The organism is Streptomyces sudanensis (assembly GCF_023614315.1).
Classification (GTDB): Bacteria; Actinomycetota; Actinomycetes; order Streptomycetales; family Streptomycetaceae; genus Streptomyces; species Streptomyces sudanensis.
On the sequence record NZ_CP095474.1, the window covers coordinates 2,571,799 to 2,587,417 of the forward strand.

Consider the following 15,619-nt stretch of genomic DNA (forward strand, 5'->3'; position numbering starts at 1 on the left):
CCGGACGTCCTCGCCGGCCCAGAGAGGTGGNGGNCCGGNGNGCCGGGGCCCGGGCGGTCAGCCGCGGCCGCCCGGCGCGCCGGCCGTGCCGGCGTGGAGCCGCAGCCACCGCAGGACGAGCATCCCGCCGGCGCCGGGGACGAACGACAGCGCCCGCGCCGGCCCGGCGGACGTCAGTGAGAACGTCGCCACGACGGTGATCAGGTACGCCGAGCCGTGCACCGGCCCGCCGAGGGAGGTGACCGGTCCGGCGTGGACCGTGAGGAGGTTGACGAGCAGGACGAGGACGGAGGCGGCCTCCACCGCCGCCGCCGCGCGCAGTGCCTTGTGGCCCACGGCGGTCACACGCCCGTCGTGGAGCCGGGGCGGACGATCATCAGGACGACGACGACCGTCCACAGCAGGTTGAAGACCCCGGTGAGCATGCCCAGCCGGGCCGCCGCCGCGTCCAGTCCCCCGGCGTCCGCCCCGCCCTGCCGGGCCATGGCCAGGACGCGCTCCTGACCCGGGATGACCGCCGCGGCGAGCAGGAGCGCGGCGAGGGCGGTGAGGGCCATCGAGGAGATCAGCCAGGCGTCGCCCAGGACGCCGAGCTGCGCGCCGGTGGCCAGCCCGAAGACCGGTACGACCAGGCCGGCGACGGCGTAGACCCGGCAGACGCGGTGCAGGAACGCGGCGATGCCGGCGGCACTCCCCCTCCCGNCCCTCCGGCCCGTCCGGCCCCTCCGCCGCCGCCTGCTTGGCGAAGCGCGGGAAGAGCGAGGCCGCCACGGCGATCGAACCGACGGCGAGGATGGCGGCGAGCACGTGCACGGACAGGAGCAGTTTGGTCACGGTGGTGCCTCCAGGCGGGCCGGGCGATCCCTCGATACATTGGCTACCAATAGATAGCACGCCTACAGAAAGGGCGGGTAGACTCCTCGGCCATGAGGACAGACGCGGTCCGCGGCCACCTGGACGGACTCCTCCTGGCCGTGCTGGAACCAGGTCCGCTGCACGGCTACGCGATCATCACGGCCGTCCAGCAGCGCAGCGGGGGCGCCCTCGAACTGCGTACGGGGACGATCTATCCGGCGCTCCAGCGGCTGGAGCGGCTCGGCCTGCTCAGGAGCAGCTGGGACGCCGTCGGCGAGCGCCGCCGCCGCTGCTACGAGCTGACCGAGGCCGGCCGGCGCAGCCTGGCCCAGGAGCGCACCGCCTGGCGGGAGTTCACGACGGCGATCGGCTCGGTCCTGAACCCGCCGTCCCCCTCGACGGGACTGGCCACATGAGCGCCGGGACGGACACGCGCGGCGGCGCCCCGGCGCCCGGCGGGCGGCGCCCCGAAGCGTCCCCCGACCCCGTCGACGCGTACGTGGCGGCCCTCGCGGACTCCCTCCACGGACCGCGCCGCGCCAAGTCCCGCCTCGTCGCGGAGGTACGGGACGGTCTGGACGACGCGGTCTCGGCGCACACGTGCGCGGGCGTCCCCTACGAGCGCGCCGCACGGCTCGCGGTACGCGACTTCGGCTCGCCCGACCACCTGGTTCCGGTGTTCCAGCGGGAGCTGTCCATCGCCCAGGCCCGGCACACCGCCCGCGCCGCCGCGTTCGCCGTGCCGCTCGCCGTCGCCTGCTGGCTGCTGGTCCGGGCGGCGGGCCACGACGGCGCCGGCTGGCAGCTCCCGCGGACCACGTCGCTGCTGACGGCCCATCTGACCGTCGTGGCCGCCGTGGTGTCGCTGCTCGCCGCGGCGACGCTCGCCGCGACCGGGCGGCTCGCCCGCCGGCTGCCCACCCCGCGCCGGCTGCCCCTCGCCGTCGCCTGGACGGGCACGGCGGCGAGCGTCGCCATGGCCGCCACCGCGCTCGTCCTGGCCGTCCTCTCCGCCGTCGTCACCGACTGGCCGCCGGCGGTGGCCGCCGGGGTCCTCGCCGCGGCGTCGCACGCCGTGGTCGCCTCCTCGGCCCGGAGCTGCCGACGGTGCGCCCGCCTGCCGGTGAGCTGAAGTCCCGTGCCACCCTTGTGCGGTGAAGCGCCCCGCTCCCCGGCGGGGGGCGGGCGGTGGAGGTCCTCCGCCCGGTCCCCGCGCGGAGGGCGGGCCTCCACGACTCCGAGGCGGGGTGAGGTGCGTTGGCGACACCCGCGGGCACCGGGCCCGCCCTGAGACTGGTACGCGCCGCCGTCTTCGCCTCCGTATGCGTCCTGACCGCCGCGCTGGGGCACTCCCTCGCCTCCGGCCACCCGTTACCGGCCGGCCTCCTCGCCGGTGCCGCGGCCGCCACCACCGCGGCCGCCTGGTGGCCGGCCCGCGTCGAACGCGGCGCCCTCCCGATCACGGTGACGACGGTCGGCACCCAACTGGCCCTGCACGTCCTGTTCTCCCTGGCACCGCCCCCCGGCGGCGGCCACCACCCGCACCACGCCGCCGCCCTCCCGCAGAGCCTGTGCGCGGGCGGCGCCGCCGACCCCGCCGCCCGGGCCGTGTGGCGGGCCCACACCGGCGCGGTGGTACCGCCCGGCCCCGAATCCCCCCTCGCGCACGCGGTGGAGCTCGTCACCCACGGCTCGTGGCCCATGTTCCTCGCGCACGTCCTGGCCGCCCTCGTGTGCGGGCTGTGGATGTGGCGCGGCGAGGCCGGGTTCTTCGCGATCGTCCGCTCCCTGCGCTGCGCCCTCTTCGAACCGCTGCGGCTCGTCCTCGGCGGGTTCCCCCGGGCGTGCCTCCTGGCCGTCCCGCGCGCGGCGCCCGTCGCCCCGCGCCCCTCCCGGCCGCGCGACCCGGTGCTGCGGCACTCCGTGTCCCGGCGCGGACCGCCGCGGGGGTGCCCGGTCCCGCGCTGACCCGGCCGCCACGGCGACGGCGCGGCGCGGGACCGGTGCGAGCGTCTCCACCCGTCATCCCCCGCACGTGCGCCGCCGCGCCGGCTCCCGCCGCGCGGCGGGCACACGTGGCCGCACGCGCCCGCGTCCGGCCACGGCGCGCAGTCCCGGCCGAAGGGGCCCGCGACGCCCCGGAGGCGGAACGAGCCGAACGAAGGACGTCCCCATGCCCACCCATCCCAGCGGCGTACGCGACCGCGACCGCACCACCCCTCCCGGCGACGACCGGATCACCGAATGGGCCCTGGCCGCCGCCCGCGGCGACACGGCGGCCGCGGAGCACTTCGTCTCCGCGACCCGCCCGCACGTCTGGCGGTTCCTCGCCCGCGCCTGCGGCGACGCCCACAGCGCGGACGACCTCACCCAGGAGACCTACCTGCGGGCGCTGCGCAGCCTGCCCCGCTTCGCGGCGCGCTGCCACGCCCGCGTCTGGCTCCTGTCGATCGCCCGCCGGGTCGTCGTCGACCGCTACCGGTCGAACGCCGCCCGTCCCCGCCTCGCCGACACGGCCGACTGGCAGACGGCCGCCGAGCGCGCCCAGCAGACGGGGCTGCCCGGCTTCGACGAGGGCGTGGCTCTGCTCGACCTGCTGGACTCCCTCGACCGGCCGCGCCGGGAGTCGTTCGTCCTCACCCAGGTCGAGGGCCTGTCGTACGAGGAGGCCGCCTCCGTGGCGGGCTGCCCGGTCGGCACGGTGCGCTCCCGGGTCAGCCGGGCCCGGCAGAACCTCGCGCACCTGCTGAGGTCGGCGGAGTCCGCCGCCTGAGCGGGGGGCGGCCGGGGTCCCGGCGGGCCCCGGCCGCCCCTCTCCCCCGCGCCGTCACTCCGGCAGCAGGGGCAGCGGCTCCGGCAGGCGCCCGCCGGACGCCTCGGCCGCCGCCCGCCGCTCCTCGGGCACCTCCCCGTACAGCGTGGTGCGGGGCCGCGCCGGACGGCCCGCGGCCTCCGCGATGGCGACGAGGTCCCGCACCGACCGGTACGAGCCCCAGCGCGAGCCGGCCATGCGGGAGATCGTCTCCTCCATGAGCGTGCCGCCCAGGTCGTTCGCCCCCGACCGCAGCATCTCGGCCGCGCCGTCCGCGCCGAGCTTCACCCAGCTGGTCTGGACGTTCGGGACGTACGGGTGGAGCAGCAGCCGCGCCGCCGCCGTGACCGCCCGGTTGTCGCGGACGGTCGGGCCGGGCCGGGCGATCCCCGCGAGGTACACGGGCGCGTTGGTGTGGACGAACGGCAGCGTCACGAACTCGGTGAACCCGCCGGTCTCCCGCTGGAGCCGGGCCAGGGTCCGCAGGTGGCCGAGCCAGTGCCGCGGCTGGTCCACGTGCCCGTACATCATCGTCGAGGAGGACCGGATGCCCAGCTCGTGCGCCGTGCGGACGACCTCGATCCAGGTGGCGGCGGGCAGTTTGCCGCGGGTGAGGACCCAGCGCACCTCGTCGTCGAGGATCTCCGCGGCCGTGCCGGGGATCGAGTCGAGTCCGGCCTCCCGCGCGGCGGTCAGCCAGTCGCGGACCGACATGCCCGTCCGGGACGCGCCGTTGACGACCTCCATCGGGGAGAAGGCGTGCACGTGGATGCCGGGCACGCGCCGCTTCACCGCCCGCACGAGGTCGAAGTACGCCGTGCCCGGCAGGTCCGGGTGGATGCCGCCCTGCAGGCACACCTCGACCGCGCCCACCTCCCACGCCTGCGCGGCCCGGTCGGCGACCTGCTCCAGGGAGAGCGTGTAGGCGTCGGCGTCGGTGCGCCGCTGGGCGAAGGCGCAGAAGCGGCAGCCGGTGTAGCAGACGTTGGTGAAGTTGACGTTGCGGGTGACGACGTAGGTGACGTCGTCGCCGACGGCCGCCCGGCGCACGTCGTCCGCGACGCGGCACAGGGCGTCCAGCGCCGGACCCTCGGCGTGCAGCAGGGCCAGCGCCTGGGCGTCGGTCAGCCGCTCCGGGTCGTCCGCCGCGACCCGCAGCGCCTCCCGCGCGTCCCCGTCGAGGCGCCGCGGTACGAGGCCGGGCGCGGCGGCCTCCCGCAGGGCGTCCCAGTCGCCGTACACGGTGTCGAAGTCGTCGCGCCGGTCGCGGGCGCGGCCCTCGGTGTCGACGGTGCGGTGCAGGTCGGTGCGGCCGCTCGCGGTGAACACCTCGTCGGGCTCCTGCCAGGGCAGCCCGGCGGGCACCGCGTCCGGCCGGGCCAGCCCGGTCTCCGGGTCGGCGAGGGCGGTGACGTGCGGGAGCAGCCGCGGGTCCAGCCACGGCTCGCCGCGCAGCACGAACTCCGGGTACACGCACAGCCGTTCGCGCAGCTCGAACCCGGCCTCCCGGGACCGCTCGGCCAGTACCTCGATCTGCGGCCAGGGCCGCTCGGGGTTGACGTGGTCGATGGTCACCGGCGACACCCCGCCCCAGTCGTCGACGCCCGCGCCCAGGAGCCGCGCGTGCGCGTCGTCGACGAGGTTCGGCGGGGCCTGGAGGCAGGCGGACGGGCCGAGGACCAGCCGGGCCACGGCGACCGTCGCCACCAGGTCGTCCAGGTCCGCGTCGGGCGCGGCGCGCATCGCCGTGTCCGGTTTGGCGCGGAAGTTCTGGACGATCACCTCCTGGATCCCGTGGTACGCGCGGGCGACGCGGCGCAGCGCGAACAGCGACTCGGCGCGCTCCTCGGGCGTCTCGCCGATGCCGATGAGCAGCCCGCTGGTGAACGGCACGGAGGACCGCCCGGCGTCCTCCAGGACCCGCAGCCGCACCGCCGGCTCCTTGTCGGGCGAGCCGTGGTGGGGGCCGCCGGGTTCGGACCACAGCCGCTCGGCGGTGGTCTCCAGCATCATCCCCATGGACGGGGCGACCGGCTTGAGCCGCTGGAAGTCCGTCCACGACACGACGCCGGGGTTGAGGTGCGGCAGCAGCCCGGTCTCCTCCAGGATCCGGACGGACACGGCCCGCACGTACGCGAGGGTGTCGTCGTACCCGTGCGCGTCGAGCCACTCCCGCGCCTCGGGCCAGCGGTCCTCCGGCTTGTCGCCGAGGGTGATCAGCGCTTCCTTGCAGCCGAGCGCGGCGCCCCTGCGGGCGATGTCGAGGACCTCGTCCACCGACAGGAACATCCCGTGCCCGGCGCGGCGCAGCTTCCCGGGGACGGTCGCGAACGTGCAGTAGCGGCAGGTGTCGCGGCACAGCCGGGTGAGGGGGACGAAGACGCTCCGGGAGTACGTGACGACGCCCGGCCGCCCCGCCGCGGCGAGGCCCGCGTCCCGCACCCGGGCGGCCGCGGCGGCGAGCCGGTCGAGGTCGGCGCCGCGCGCCCGGAGCAGGACGGCGGCCTCGGCGGCGTCGAGCGCGACCCCGTCCTCCGCGCGCTTCAGGGCGCGGCGCATGGCGTTGCCGGTCGGCCGGCTTCCGGTTCCCGTGGAGGTCATCCCCCGAGGATACGAGCGGCCCCCGGCCGCGTCGGCGCCCGCGGGAGGCCCGAGGTGACGGTCCCTCCGGTGCGCCGGACCCGGCCCGCGGGGGCGTGTGCGGCGGGGTCGCGTCCCGGCCGCCCCCGCCGTCCGCGGGTGCGCCCCGCCGTCCCGTCCGCGACGGACCGCCCGGCCGCCGGGCCCGCGCGGGGCTCCCGGCCGGCGTTGCGGGACGGCGTTGCGGGGCGGCGTTGCGGGGCGGCGTTGCGGGGCGGTCAGGTGCCGGTGCGGCCGTCGGTGAGTTCGCGGATCGCGTCGAGGTGGCCGTTGTGGCGGGCGGTCTCCTCGATCAGGTGCAGCAGGATCCACCGCAGCGTGACCCGGACGCCGTCCCGGACGGGCCGCTCGGCCTCGACGTCGAGGTCGTGCTCGGCGACCACCCGGCGCAGGCGGTCGGCCTGCTCCGCGTACTCGGCGACGAGCCGCGGCAGCGGGACGTCGAGCGCGATCCGCATCTCCCGGTCGGGGTCCTCGGGAGCCCAGGGGGCGCGGTCCTCGCCGCCGAGGAAGACGAAGTCCAGCCAGTAGTGCTCCACCCAGCGCAGATGGCTGATCACCCCGGCGGCCGTCATCAGCGGGGAGTGCGGCAGCGGTGCCCGGCGCGCGTCCTCGGCGGACAGGCCCTCGCACTTGGCGACGGCCGTGTCGCGGACGTAGTCGAGGAAGGTGGTCAGGTGCGTCCGCTCGTCGGGCGCCGCGGGCATGTCCGTACGCGTCATGGCCGCATCCTCGCCGCCGGCGTACACCCGTGTCGAACGAGTACCCGTACCGCGACGGGCGGGCGACGGGGTGAAGCTCCTATAGATCGTCAAGCGGTCTGAAGGAGCGGTTTCGGTGTGGTCTGTGAGCTGATGAGGTGCTTGTAGACCTCGCGCGCTATGAAGCGTTTGAGGCACCGGAGGATGTCCTTCTTGGACATGCCTTCGGCGGTTCGTCGGATCACGTAGTCCTTGGTACGGGTGTCGTAGCGCATGCGGACGAGCGCGATCGTGTGGAGTGCGTTGTTGGCCTGGCGGTCACCGCCGCGGTTGAGGCGGTGCCGGTGGGTGCGACCTGAACTGGCCGGGATCGGCGCCGCCGCGCACAGGTGCGCGAAGGACGCCTCCGACCTGAGCCGGTTCGGGTTGTCGCCCGCCGTGATCAAGAGCTGGGCGGCGGTTTCGGTGCCGACGCCAGGCAACGCAACCAGGTCGGGGACGGTCTGCGCGACCAGCGGTTTCAGCTCGGCATCGGCATCGGTGATCTCCTCGGTGAGGTACTGGTAGCGGCGGGCGAGGCGTCGCAGTGCGGTGCGAATCGCGCAGGCCGGATCCGCGTGGTCGCTGCCCGGGCGCGAGCGGGCCAGCTGCCGGATCAGCTCGCCGGTCGGCAGAGCGCGCAACTTCTCACGGACCTCGCCGGGTGCGGTGACGATGAGCGTGCGGATCTGATTGATCGTCTGGGTACGGGACTTGATGGCCGAACGGCGGACCACGCGCAGGGAGCGGATCGCCTCTACGACGCCGTCGCGCGTCTTCGGCGTACCACCGGCCCGGCCGGAGAGCACGGCGGTGGCTGCGGCGTAGGCATCGACGGGGTCGGACTTTCCGTTGGCACGCCTGGCCCGCCGGTCGGGCCGGTCCACGTCGATGACGGTGACCTGGTTCGCCCGCAGGTACCGCGCCAGTTCGGCGCCGTAGGCACCTGTGCCCTCGACGCCGACGGCCATGAGGTCACCGTGCGAACGCAGCCAGTCCAGCAGGCGGCGGTAGCCGGCGGGGCTGGTGGGGAACGCCTCGGTGGCGAGGTGGCGACCGATGGAGTCGATCACGGCGGCCTGGTGGAAGTCGGTGTGGGTGTCCACGCCGCCGACCACCGCTATCTCGTCTGCCATGCTGACTGCTGCTGTCCTTCCGTGCGACGCGCGAGGGATGACACGCGCCGGTCGGGCGACAGGACAAGACTGTGATGGGACCTTTGGCCGGGCTCCTATGAAGTCACAGACGCCCGACCGGCCGCGTGCATGGCGGCACCGCCCGGACGGCCGACGATTCAACCGCAGGACAGCCGGAGCGTCAGTCAGTCGGAGGGTCAGACCCCCGAGCGGTGCCATCTTCATCCTCACAGTCAGTCGTTGACCGCGGTCAGCAGGAACGCCGTGTCCGTCACCGCCGTCACGCTGTGCCGCTCCGGCGGGATGAGGAAGAGGTCGCCCATCGACAGCTCGAACTCCTCCGACGCCGTCTTCACCTTCAGCACTCCGCGCAGCACCTGCAGCGAGGCCGCGGGCGGCGCGTTGTGCTCGTCGAGCTTGGTGCCGGACGTGAGCGCGATGACGGTCTGGCGCAGCGGCCGCTCCCTCAGCAGCAGGTTGGCGCTGCGCCCGTGCTCGGAGCGGTGCGCGGCGATCAGGTGTTCCTCGGCGATGGCGTGGAGGTCGTACATGGCTCCAGCCTGCACCCCCGGAGCCCGGAACGCACGGGAAACGCGCACGGGACGGCCGCCCGGCCCACCGGTTCCGGGCCGGGCGGGCCGGGCCGGTCCGGGGCCGGGCGGACCCCCGGAGCGCCGCCCGGTGCTGACGCATCCGCCGCCGACAGGGCAGACTGGGGGTGGCGATACCAGCGGTACGGGCAGGGGGAGCTATGGGCCGTGACGACGGGCCGCGAGTGCCGGAGCGGCGTGTTCCACGGCAGGCGCGGACACCCGACGGTCAGGCACCGGACGGCGGCCCCGCCCCCGGCGCACCCGCGGGGGACGGGCCGGACGGCCGTGCCGGCCTGCGCTTCGCGGTGCTCGGCCCCGTACGGGCCTGGCGGGACGGCGAGCCCCTCCCGTCCGGCTCCCCCCAGCAGCGCGCCCTGCTCGCCGCGCTGCTGCTGCGCGAGGGACGCACGGCGACGGCCGGCGAACTGATCGACGCCATCTGGGGCGAGGAGCCCCCCTCGCAGGCCCTGGCCGCGCTGCGCACCTACGCCTCCCGCCTCCGCAAGGTCCTCCCGCCGGGCGTCCTGGTCAGCGAGTCCGGCGGGTACGCGCTGCGCGGCGCCCCGGACGCCCTCGACCTGCACGCGGCCCGGCGCCTGGCCGCCGAGGCGGAGAAGGCCCGCCTGGCCGGGGACCGCGTCCGGGCCTCCGCCCTGCTCGGCGAGGCGCTCGACCGGTGGGACGGCGAGCCCCTCGCCTCCGTGCCCGGGCCGTACGCGGAGACGCAGCGCACCCGCCTGGAGGAGTGGCGGCTCCAACTCGTCGAGACCCGGCTCGACCTGGAGCTGGAGTGCGGCCGCCACGCGGAGGCCGCGTCCGAGCTGACCGCGCTGACCGCCGCCCACCCGCTGCGCGAACGGCTGCGGGAGCTGCTGATGCTCGCCCTGTACCGCAGCGGCCGCCAGGCCGAGGCCCTCGCCGTGTACGCCGACACCCGCCGCCTCCTCGCCGAGGAGCTCGGCGTGGACCCGTGCCCCGAACTGTCCCGGCTCCAGGAGCGCATCCTCCGGGCCGACAGCGAACTGTCCCGGCACGCCGAGTGCCCCGCCCCCGACCAGGCCGCCGTCCCTCGGCCCGCCCAACTGCCTGCCACGGTGAGCGACTTCACCGGCCGCGCCTCCTTCGTACGGGAGCTGGGCGACCTCCTCACGACGGCCGAGGGCTCCGTCATGGCCGTGTCGGCCCTCGCCGGCATCGGCGGCGTCGGCAAGACGACCCTCGCCGTCCACGTGGCGCACCTGGCCCGCCCCCACTTCCCCGACGGCCAGCTGTACGCGGACCTGATGGGCGCCGGGCAGCGGGCCGCCGAGCCGGAGACGGTCCTGGGCTCCTTCCTGCGCGCGCTGGGCACCCCCGACGCGCAGATCCCCGAGACCCTCGGCGAGCGGGCCGCGCTGTACCGGTCGACGCTCGCCGGCCGGCGCGTCCTGGTCCTGCTGGACAACGCCCGCGACGCCGCCCAGGTCCGGCCGCTGCTCCCGGGCGCGGAGGGCTGTGCGGCACTGGTCACCAGCCGCGTCCGGATGCTGGACCTGGCGGGCGCGCACCTCGTCGACCTGGACGTGATGTCCCCGGACGAGGCGCTCCAGTTGTTCACCCGGATCGTGGGCGCCGAACGGGTGCGGGCGGAGCGGGAGGCGGCGCTGGACGTGGTCGCCGCCTGCGGCTTCCTGCCGCTGGCCATCCGCGTCGCCGCGTCCCGGCTGGCCGCGCGGCGCACCTGGACGGTGTCCGTGCTGGCGGAGAAGCTCGCCGACGAGCGGCGCCGGCTGGACGAGCTCCAGGCGGGCGACCTCGCGGTGAAGGCCACGTTCGAGCTGGGCTACGGGCAGTTGGAGCCCGCGCAGGCCCGCGCGTTCCGCCTGCTGGGCCTCGCGGACGGCCCGGACATCTCCCTGGCCGCGGCCGCGGCCGTCCTGGACCTGCCGCCGCGGGAGGCGGAGGACCTCCTGGAGAGCCTGGTCGACACGTCCCTCCTGGAGTCCGCCGCGCCGGGCCGCTACCGCTTCCACGACCTGGTCCGCCTCTACGCGCGTGCGTGCGCCGAACGCGACGAGCAGCCCCCGGCGGAGCGCGAGGCGGCGATGTCCCGCCTCCTGGACTTCTACCTGGCGACGGCCGCCCGCGTGTACGCCATCGAACGCCCCGGCGACCGCCTCGTCGACCACCTGGAGCCCACCACCTACGAGGGCCTCGCCTTCACGGACCGGCACGAGGCACAGGACTGGCTGCACACGGAGGCCGGCTGCATCCTGGCGTGCGTGCAGCAGTCGCTCGGACCGTCGACGCTGCGCCGGGCCCTCGACCTGCTGTTGTGCTCCAAGGACCTGCGGGAGTCAGGAGCCAGCGCCCTGCGGTACGAGGCCGCGACCACGGCCGCCGGAGAAGCCGCCGCCGCGTCCGCCGACATGCACGCCGAAGCGCGGGCCCGCGTCACGCTGGCGCAGGTGCACAGTACGGCGGGACGCTTCGACCAGGCCGCGGCGGAGGCGCTGCGGGCCGTCGAGCTGGGCGAGGCCACGGGCGACCCCTGGACCTGCGGCAACGCGCCCAATGAACTGGGCATCATCGCGATCTGCACCAACGAGCCCACGGAGGGCGAAACCCACCTGCTTCGCGCCGTCGAGGCGTTCCGCGCGGACTCCAACCGGGCGGGCGAAGCCAGCGCCCTGTGCAACCTGTCCCGCGTCGCCGCCTCCGCCGGCCGCACCGGCGAGGCCGTCGAACTGGCCCGGCAAGGAGTGGCCGCCTACGACGAGCTCGGGCTCACCCTGCGGCTCGCCAATGCCCGGTACGCCCTGGGGATCGTCCTCACGCAGGCCGGACGGCTGCCGGAGGCATTGGACGAGCTGTCCGGCGCGCTGGCCATATTCAGGGAGAACCGGCAGCGTCTCTGGGAGGGCACCACGCACTTCCGCATCGCCCAGGTCCATCTTTCCTCCGCCCGCCCCGCCAACGCCGCCCAGCACGCCGAACAGGCGCTCGCGCTCGGTTGCATCGGCGGCAGGTGGATGCAGGCCCACGCGCAGACCCTCCTCGGCAAGGCCCTGCAGCGGCTCGGCCAGGCCGGCCGTGCGCAGGCCTGCTGGCGGGAGGCTCTGTCCCTCTACGAGGAGTGCGGTGCTCCCGAGGCGGTGGAGGTGCGGCGCCTGCTGTCGCCGCTCCGCGTGGCCTGACCGCGCCCCGTTCATCGAACGTTTATGAGCGGCTGCCACGCTCGGTACATCGGTTCGTCGCGTCGGGGGGCAGGCGAGTCGAAGGGGTCTCACCACTAAGGTGAGCGTCCGCCGGAATGCCCGTTCGGCAGCCCTCGGGGGAGTTGCCGAACGGGCGTTCACCACCATGACGTCTGACGAGGGGGAGCTTGACCATGAGCGACATCCTGAAGAACGAAGAGACCACCCCCATGGACAGCCACGCCCCGGCGCCGCCGTCGGGCAAGGGCTCCAGTCTCACGGTGGAGGACAGCCACGCGGACGTGCGGCCGGTCGGCGCCACCGAGACCGCCACCGTGGACGGCCACGCCCCGGCGCCGCCGACTCTGGGTCCGGAGATCACCACCATGGACAGCCACGCGCCGGCGCCGCCGGTCAGGTAAGCCGATCCGACGGGGTGCGGCCGCGGCGGCGCGGAGGGGACGCCGCCGCGGCCGCTGCATGTGCGCAGCCGGACACGACCGTGGGGCCCACCGGACAGGCGGGCCCCACGGTCGTGTCCGCCGTGTCAGCTCACCGTGCGCTGGGCCCGGGTGACGACGCACTGGGTGTACTCGGCACCGTTCTGCGTACCCGTGTAGGCCGTGGTGGCCTCGACGGTCTTCGAGGCGCCCTTCGGAACCACCAGGTCGTCCACCCGGGCGACGGCGTACGGCACGCTCGTTCCGGTGGCGCCCTTGAACTGGACCGTCGCCTCGTACTCGTGGTCGAACAGGCCGCTGTTGGTGATCGCCAGGCGCGCGACGAGGTTCTTGCCGGACGCGTCGAGTCTGCACTCGGCGATGCGGATGTCCCTCATCGCCGAGGCGTCGGAGCCCGAGCCGCCCGGAACGGAGCTTCCGCCACCGGAACCGCTGCCACCGGAACCGCCGCTATCGGAACCGCTGCCGCCGTGGCCGGCCGCGTCACCGTGGCCGCCGGTCCCGGACCCGCCGTCGGAGTAGGAACCGGAGCCTGAACCGGAGCCGGAGCTGGAACCGCCGCAGCTGCCGCCGCCCGAACCGCGCGCACCGGTCAGGGCGACCAGGACGACGCCGAGGACGGCGACCGCACGAACATGACGCATTTTCACGTTTCAACCCCCGTTGAAAGTGGAAAGATAAAGGGCTCGTTTTGATGAGCGCACGTCACCCTAGCAGCGGCCGGCTCCCGTCCCTCACGGGTGAGTCCCCGCCCGGCGGCGGGTACCCGGCCGACGGACCGGGCCCGGACCGGACCCGTCCGGCACCCGGGATCGAGGGAGGCCGAGGATGATCCGCAACGCCATCGGTGCCGTCCTGGCCGCCGCGGGGGCGACCGCCGCCGTGTGGAGCGTCTTCCGCGCCTGGTATGACGGCCGTCCGGGCCGGTACGTCGAGATCGGCGACCTGTTCGGCGGGATCACCTCCGGCCGGGCCGATCCGTGGACGTCGCTGCTCCTGCCGATGGCCTTCGCGGCGCTGCTGACACTGGTGGGACTGCTGCTGCGGTCCCGGCCCGCGGTCGCGCTCGCGGGGGTGGTCGTCCTGGGGGCCACCGTGCTGTGGATGGTGCGGCAGGGCCAGGCGGCGGGCAGCCTGACCGTCGGCGACGGCCGGGAGGGCGTCGGGCCGGGGNCGGGCTGGCGCTCGGGGGCGGGCTGCTGCTGCCGCTGGCCGCGGCGGTGATGGCGGGTCGGCGGCGCCCCGGGCGGCGGCGCCGCCGCGGCCCGGCCCCGGAGCCCGTCGGTCCCCCGTACCAGGGCCACCAGGACCACCAGGGCCACGACGGCTACCGGAATCACCACGGTCACCAGGACCACGACGGCTACCAGGACCGCCCGGACCACCACGGCCGGTACCAGGACCACCCGGACCACCCGGACCACCCGGGGCGGCCCGTGGACCCGTACGGGCAGCAGCCGTACGGACCGGACCCGTACGGGCAGCGGCCGCCGGGGCGGTACGAGGACCCGTACGGGCACGGGGAGCACGGCCACCGGGACCACCCGGGGGACCCTTACGGCCACTGGGGGCAGGGGCACCGAGGGCACCCGGAGGACCCCTACGCGCAGGACACCGACCCCTACCGGAACCCTCCCGGCCGGGGCGACCACCCGGACGATCACCGCCACTGAGCGGCCTCCCGCGCACCGGCGCGGTGGAGCCGCCGACTCCCGCACCGGGGCACCGGCTCCCCCTACGGGCCGGCGGGGCACGGCGATCCGGCCATGACCCCGGCCCCGGCCCCGGCCGGGGCTACCCCGTGACCGCCGGGCGGGGGCCCGTGGCGGTGCCCTTCCGGGCGTCGAGGGCGTAGACGCAGCGGTCCTTGCTGCACGCGTACACGACGCCCGCCCGCGCCACGGGCGAGCCCGTGATCTCGCCGCCCGTCGTCAGCTTCCACCGGAGCTGCCCGCCGGCCGCGTCCAGCGTGTACAGCACGTGGTCCGCCGAACCGAAGTGCAGCCGCCCCTCCGCCGCCACGGGCGCGCCGACGATCTCGCCGCCGGCCGCGAACCGCCACTTCGGCGTACCCGTCACGGCGTCCAGCGTGTAGAGGGCGCTGCCGCTGCCGACGTGGACGTTCCCGTTCGCGACGAGGACCGGTTCGATCGACTGCCGGGCCTCCGTCGCGATGCGCCACCGGTCCTTGCCGGTCGCCGCGTCGAGGGCGTACACGGTGCCGAGGTGGTCGGAGAGGTACACCCCGCCGCCGGTGACCGAGGGGCCCGGTGCGAAGGCGGGCGGCGACAGGAAGACCGCCGGGGCCTCGAAGTGCCAGCGCACGTGCCCCGACAGGACGTCGACGGACAGGACCCGGGTCCCGGCGGCGACGTACACGTAGCCGTCCTCGGCGGGGGTGACCCGTACGGGTACGCCACCGCAGGACGCGGCGTCGCCCACGGGGTACGACCAGCGCTCGGTTCCGGTCCGGACGTCCAGGGCGCGCAGCCGGGCGTCCTGCCACACGTAGACGGTGCCGTCGTGGACGGCGGGGCCCGCCTCGGGGGTCTCGAAGTCGGTCTGGGCGCCGGTCAGCTCCCACAGCCCCGCGCCGTTGGACGCCTCCCACGCCTGGACGCCGCCGCCGCGCGTGCCGGTGACGACGGTGCCGCGGTCGGCCTTGAGCGAGTACACCCAGGCGTCGGTCCGCTGCCGCCACAGCTCGCCCGCGTCGAGGGCGTCGAGGGCGTACAGCGTGGGCCCATCGGAGGCGTGGATGCGCCCGGCGGCGACGGCCATGGACCAGGCGACGTCGCGGGTCTTGAACTGGCGGCGGCCGGTGGCCACGTCGAGGGCGTGGACCTCGAAGGACGTGACGTACAGGAGGTCGCCGTGGACGGCGGGGGTGCCCCACACGTCGTTCGACATGCGGAACCGCCAGGGGCGCCAGTGCCCGGGCGCGGGGTCGGGCGCGGCGACGGTCGGGCCGCCGTCCGCGGCCGGGGCGCCGGGCTGGGGCGGTACGCCGGGGANNGGGCGTCCGGTGGGCGGCGGGCCGTCCGAGCCGATCAGTCCGGCGGGCGGGCGGATCCAGCCGGTGGCGTGCCCGGCGGGGTCGGGTGCGGCGACGGAGCGGCCGTCGGCACGGCGGGGGCCGGGGCCGATGGGCACGCTGGAGCCGGGGAGGNGGACGGACGGCGCGCCCGCCGTGCCGACGGCCGCTC

General features: G+C 75.7%; 14 protein-coding genes and 2 pseudogenes. 7 read left to right on the top strand and 9 right to left on the bottom strand.

What is annotated here, in order from left to right:
* Positions 1 to 57 precede the first annotated feature (57 nt).
* Positions 58 to 345, bottom strand: a complete 288-nt coding sequence (locus MW084_RS11895) for a DUF3817 domain-containing protein (RefSeq protein WP_010476027.1) — start codon at positions 343 to 345, stop codon at positions 58 to 60.
* Positions 342 to 702: hypothetical protein (locus tag MW084_RS11900; RefSeq protein ID WP_275563583.1), on the bottom strand; the 361-nt coding region annotated here is incomplete at its 5' end. The genes MW084_RS11895 and MW084_RS11900, both read right to left, overlap by 4 nt.
* A 224-nt stretch (positions 703 to 926) precedes the next feature.
* On the opposite strand from MW084_RS11900, the gene MW084_RS11905 reads away from it, so the two are divergent.
* The 4 genes from MW084_RS11905 (at position 927) to MW084_RS11920 (ending at position 3,628) form a co-directional block, all read left to right on the top strand.
* Entirely contained in the window at positions 927 to 1,271 is a 345-nt protein-coding gene (locus MW084_RS11905; protein WP_010476020.1) for a PadR family transcriptional regulator, read from the top strand.
* A complete protein-coding gene (locus MW084_RS11910) occupies positions 1,268 to 1,987 on the top strand; it encodes a permease prefix domain 1-containing protein (RefSeq protein WP_010476018.1) in 720 nt (239 codons plus the stop codon). Before MW084_RS11905 ends, MW084_RS11910 begins: the two co-directional genes overlap by 4 nt.
* 125 nt (positions 1,988 to 2,112) lie before the next feature.
* On the top strand, positions 2,113 to 2,823 hold the full coding sequence (locus MW084_RS11915; protein ID WP_010476017.1) for a hypothetical protein: 711 nt from the start codon (positions 2,113 to 2,115) through the stop codon (positions 2,821 to 2,823).
* A gap of 205 nt (positions 2,824 to 3,028) precedes the next feature.
* Positions 3,029 to 3,628, top strand: a complete 600-nt coding sequence (locus MW084_RS11920; protein ID WP_010476015.1) for a sigma-70 family RNA polymerase sigma factor — start codon at positions 3,029 to 3,031, stop codon at positions 3,626 to 3,628.
* Between the two features lie 54 nt (positions 3,629 to 3,682).
* On the opposite strand, the gene MW084_RS11925 is transcribed toward MW084_RS11920, so the two are convergent.
* The 4 genes from MW084_RS11925 to MW084_RS11940 all read right to left on the bottom strand — a co-directional run bounded on the left by MW084_RS11925 (position 3,683) and on the right by MW084_RS11940 (position 8,734).
* Positions 3,683 to 6,268 (bottom strand): bifunctional FO biosynthesis protein CofGH, encoded by a 2,586-nt coding sequence (locus tag MW084_RS11925; protein ID WP_010476013.1) that lies wholly within the window; start codon positions 6,266 to 6,268, stop codon positions 3,683 to 3,685.
* Positions 6,269 to 6,525: 257 nt separating this feature from the next.
* Complete coding sequence (locus MW084_RS11930; RefSeq protein WP_010476010.1) at positions 6,526 to 7,029, bottom strand: DinB family protein; 504 nt, start codon at positions 7,027 to 7,029, stop codon at positions 6,526 to 6,528.
* An 89-nt stretch (positions 7,030 to 7,118) separates the two neighbouring features.
* Positions 7,119 to 8,183, bottom strand: a complete 1,065-nt coding sequence (locus tag MW084_RS11935) for an IS110 family RNA-guided transposase (RefSeq protein ID WP_275563388.1) — start codon at positions 8,181 to 8,183, stop codon at positions 7,119 to 7,121.
* Between the two features lie 233 nt (positions 8,184 to 8,416).
* Positions 8,417 to 8,734 carry a cupin domain-containing protein gene (locus MW084_RS11940; protein WP_010475970.1) on the bottom strand — a complete coding sequence of 106 codons (318 nt, stop codon included), beginning with the start codon at positions 8,732 to 8,734 and terminating at the stop codon, positions 8,417 to 8,419.
* Between the two features lie 200 nt (positions 8,735 to 8,934).
* Between MW084_RS11940 and afsR the strand changes: the two genes are divergently transcribed.
* Together afsR and MW084_RS11950 are read left to right on the top strand one after the other, a co-directional pair.
* Positions 8,935 to 11,952: an SARP-family global regulator AfsR gene (gene afsR, locus MW084_RS11945; RefSeq protein WP_010475971.1), complete on the top strand. Its 3,018-nt coding sequence runs from the start codon at positions 8,935 to 8,937 to the stop codon at positions 11,950 to 11,952.
* Between the two features lie 194 nt (positions 11,953 to 12,146).
* Positions 12,147 to 12,374: a hypothetical protein gene (locus MW084_RS11950; RefSeq protein WP_010475972.1), complete on the top strand. Its 228-nt coding sequence runs from the start codon at positions 12,147 to 12,149 to the stop codon at positions 12,372 to 12,374.
* A gap of 125 nt (positions 12,375 to 12,499) precedes the next feature.
* Here the strand turns inward: MW084_RS11950 and MW084_RS11955 are convergent, their stop codons facing one another.
* Entirely contained in the window at positions 12,500 to 13,057 is a 558-nt protein-coding gene (locus MW084_RS11955; protein ID WP_010475973.1) for a hypothetical protein, read from the bottom strand.
* Positions 13,058 to 13,241: 184 nt separating this feature from the next.
* On the opposite strand from MW084_RS11955, the pseudogene MW084_RS11960 reads away from it, so the two are divergent.
* Positions 13,242 to 13,586 (top strand): annotated as a pseudogene (locus tag MW084_RS11960) (hypothetical protein); the annotation flags it as partial.
* A gap of 621 nt (positions 13,587 to 14,207) precedes the next feature.
* On the opposite strand, the gene MW084_RS11965 reads toward MW084_RS11960, so the two are convergent.
* Together MW084_RS11965 and MW084_RS11970 are read right to left on the bottom strand one after the other, a co-directional pair.
* Positions 14,208 to 15,427, bottom strand: a 1,220-nt coding sequence (locus MW084_RS11965) for an outer membrane protein assembly factor BamB family protein (protein WP_275563584.1), incomplete at its 5' end; no start/stop codon positions are given.
* Positions 15,428 to 15,429: 2 nt separating this feature from the next.
* Positions 15,430 to 15,582, bottom strand: a pseudogene (locus MW084_RS11970) (PQQ-binding-like beta-propeller repeat protein); the annotation flags it as partial.
* Positions 15,583 to 15,619: the final 37 nt, after the last annotated feature.

Bases quoted from the DNA above. Each gene is read 5' to 3' on its own strand.
- MW084_RS11905 (WP_010476020.1), top strand. From the start codon at position 927: ATGAGGACAGACGCGGTCCGCGGCCACCTGGACGGACTCCTCCTGGCC.
- MW084_RS11910 (WP_010476018.1), top strand. From the start codon at position 1,268: ATGAGCGCCGGGACGGACACGCGCGGCGGCGCCCCGGCGCCCGGCGGG.
- MW084_RS11920 (WP_010476015.1), top strand. From the start codon at position 3,029: ATGCCCACCCATCCCAGCGGCGTACGCGACCGCGACCGCACCACCCCT.
- MW084_RS11925 (WP_010476013.1), bottom strand. From the start codon at position 6,268: ATGACCTCCACGGGAACCGGAAGCCGGCCGACCGGCAACGCCATGCGC.
- MW084_RS11930 (WP_010476010.1), bottom strand. From the start codon at position 7,029: ATGACGCGTACGGACATGCCCGCGGCGCCCGACGAGCGGACGCACCTG.
- MW084_RS11935 (WP_275563388.1), bottom strand. From the start codon at position 8,183: ATGGCAGACGAGATAGCGGTGGTCGGCGGCGTGGACACCCACACCGAC.
- MW084_RS11940 (WP_010475970.1), bottom strand. From the start codon at position 8,734: ATGTACGACCTCCACGCCATCGCCGAGGAACACCTGATCGCCGCGCAC.
- afsR (WP_010475971.1), top strand. From the start codon at position 8,935: ATGGGCCGTGACGACGGGCCGCGAGTGCCGGAGCGGCGTGTTCCACGG.
- MW084_RS11950 (WP_010475972.1), top strand. From the start codon at position 12,147: ATGAGCGACATCCTGAAGAACGAAGAGACCACCCCCATGGACAGCCAC.
- MW084_RS11955 (WP_010475973.1), bottom strand. From the start codon at position 13,057: ATGCGTCATGTTCGTGCGGTCGCCGTCCTCGGCGTCGTCCTGGTCGCC.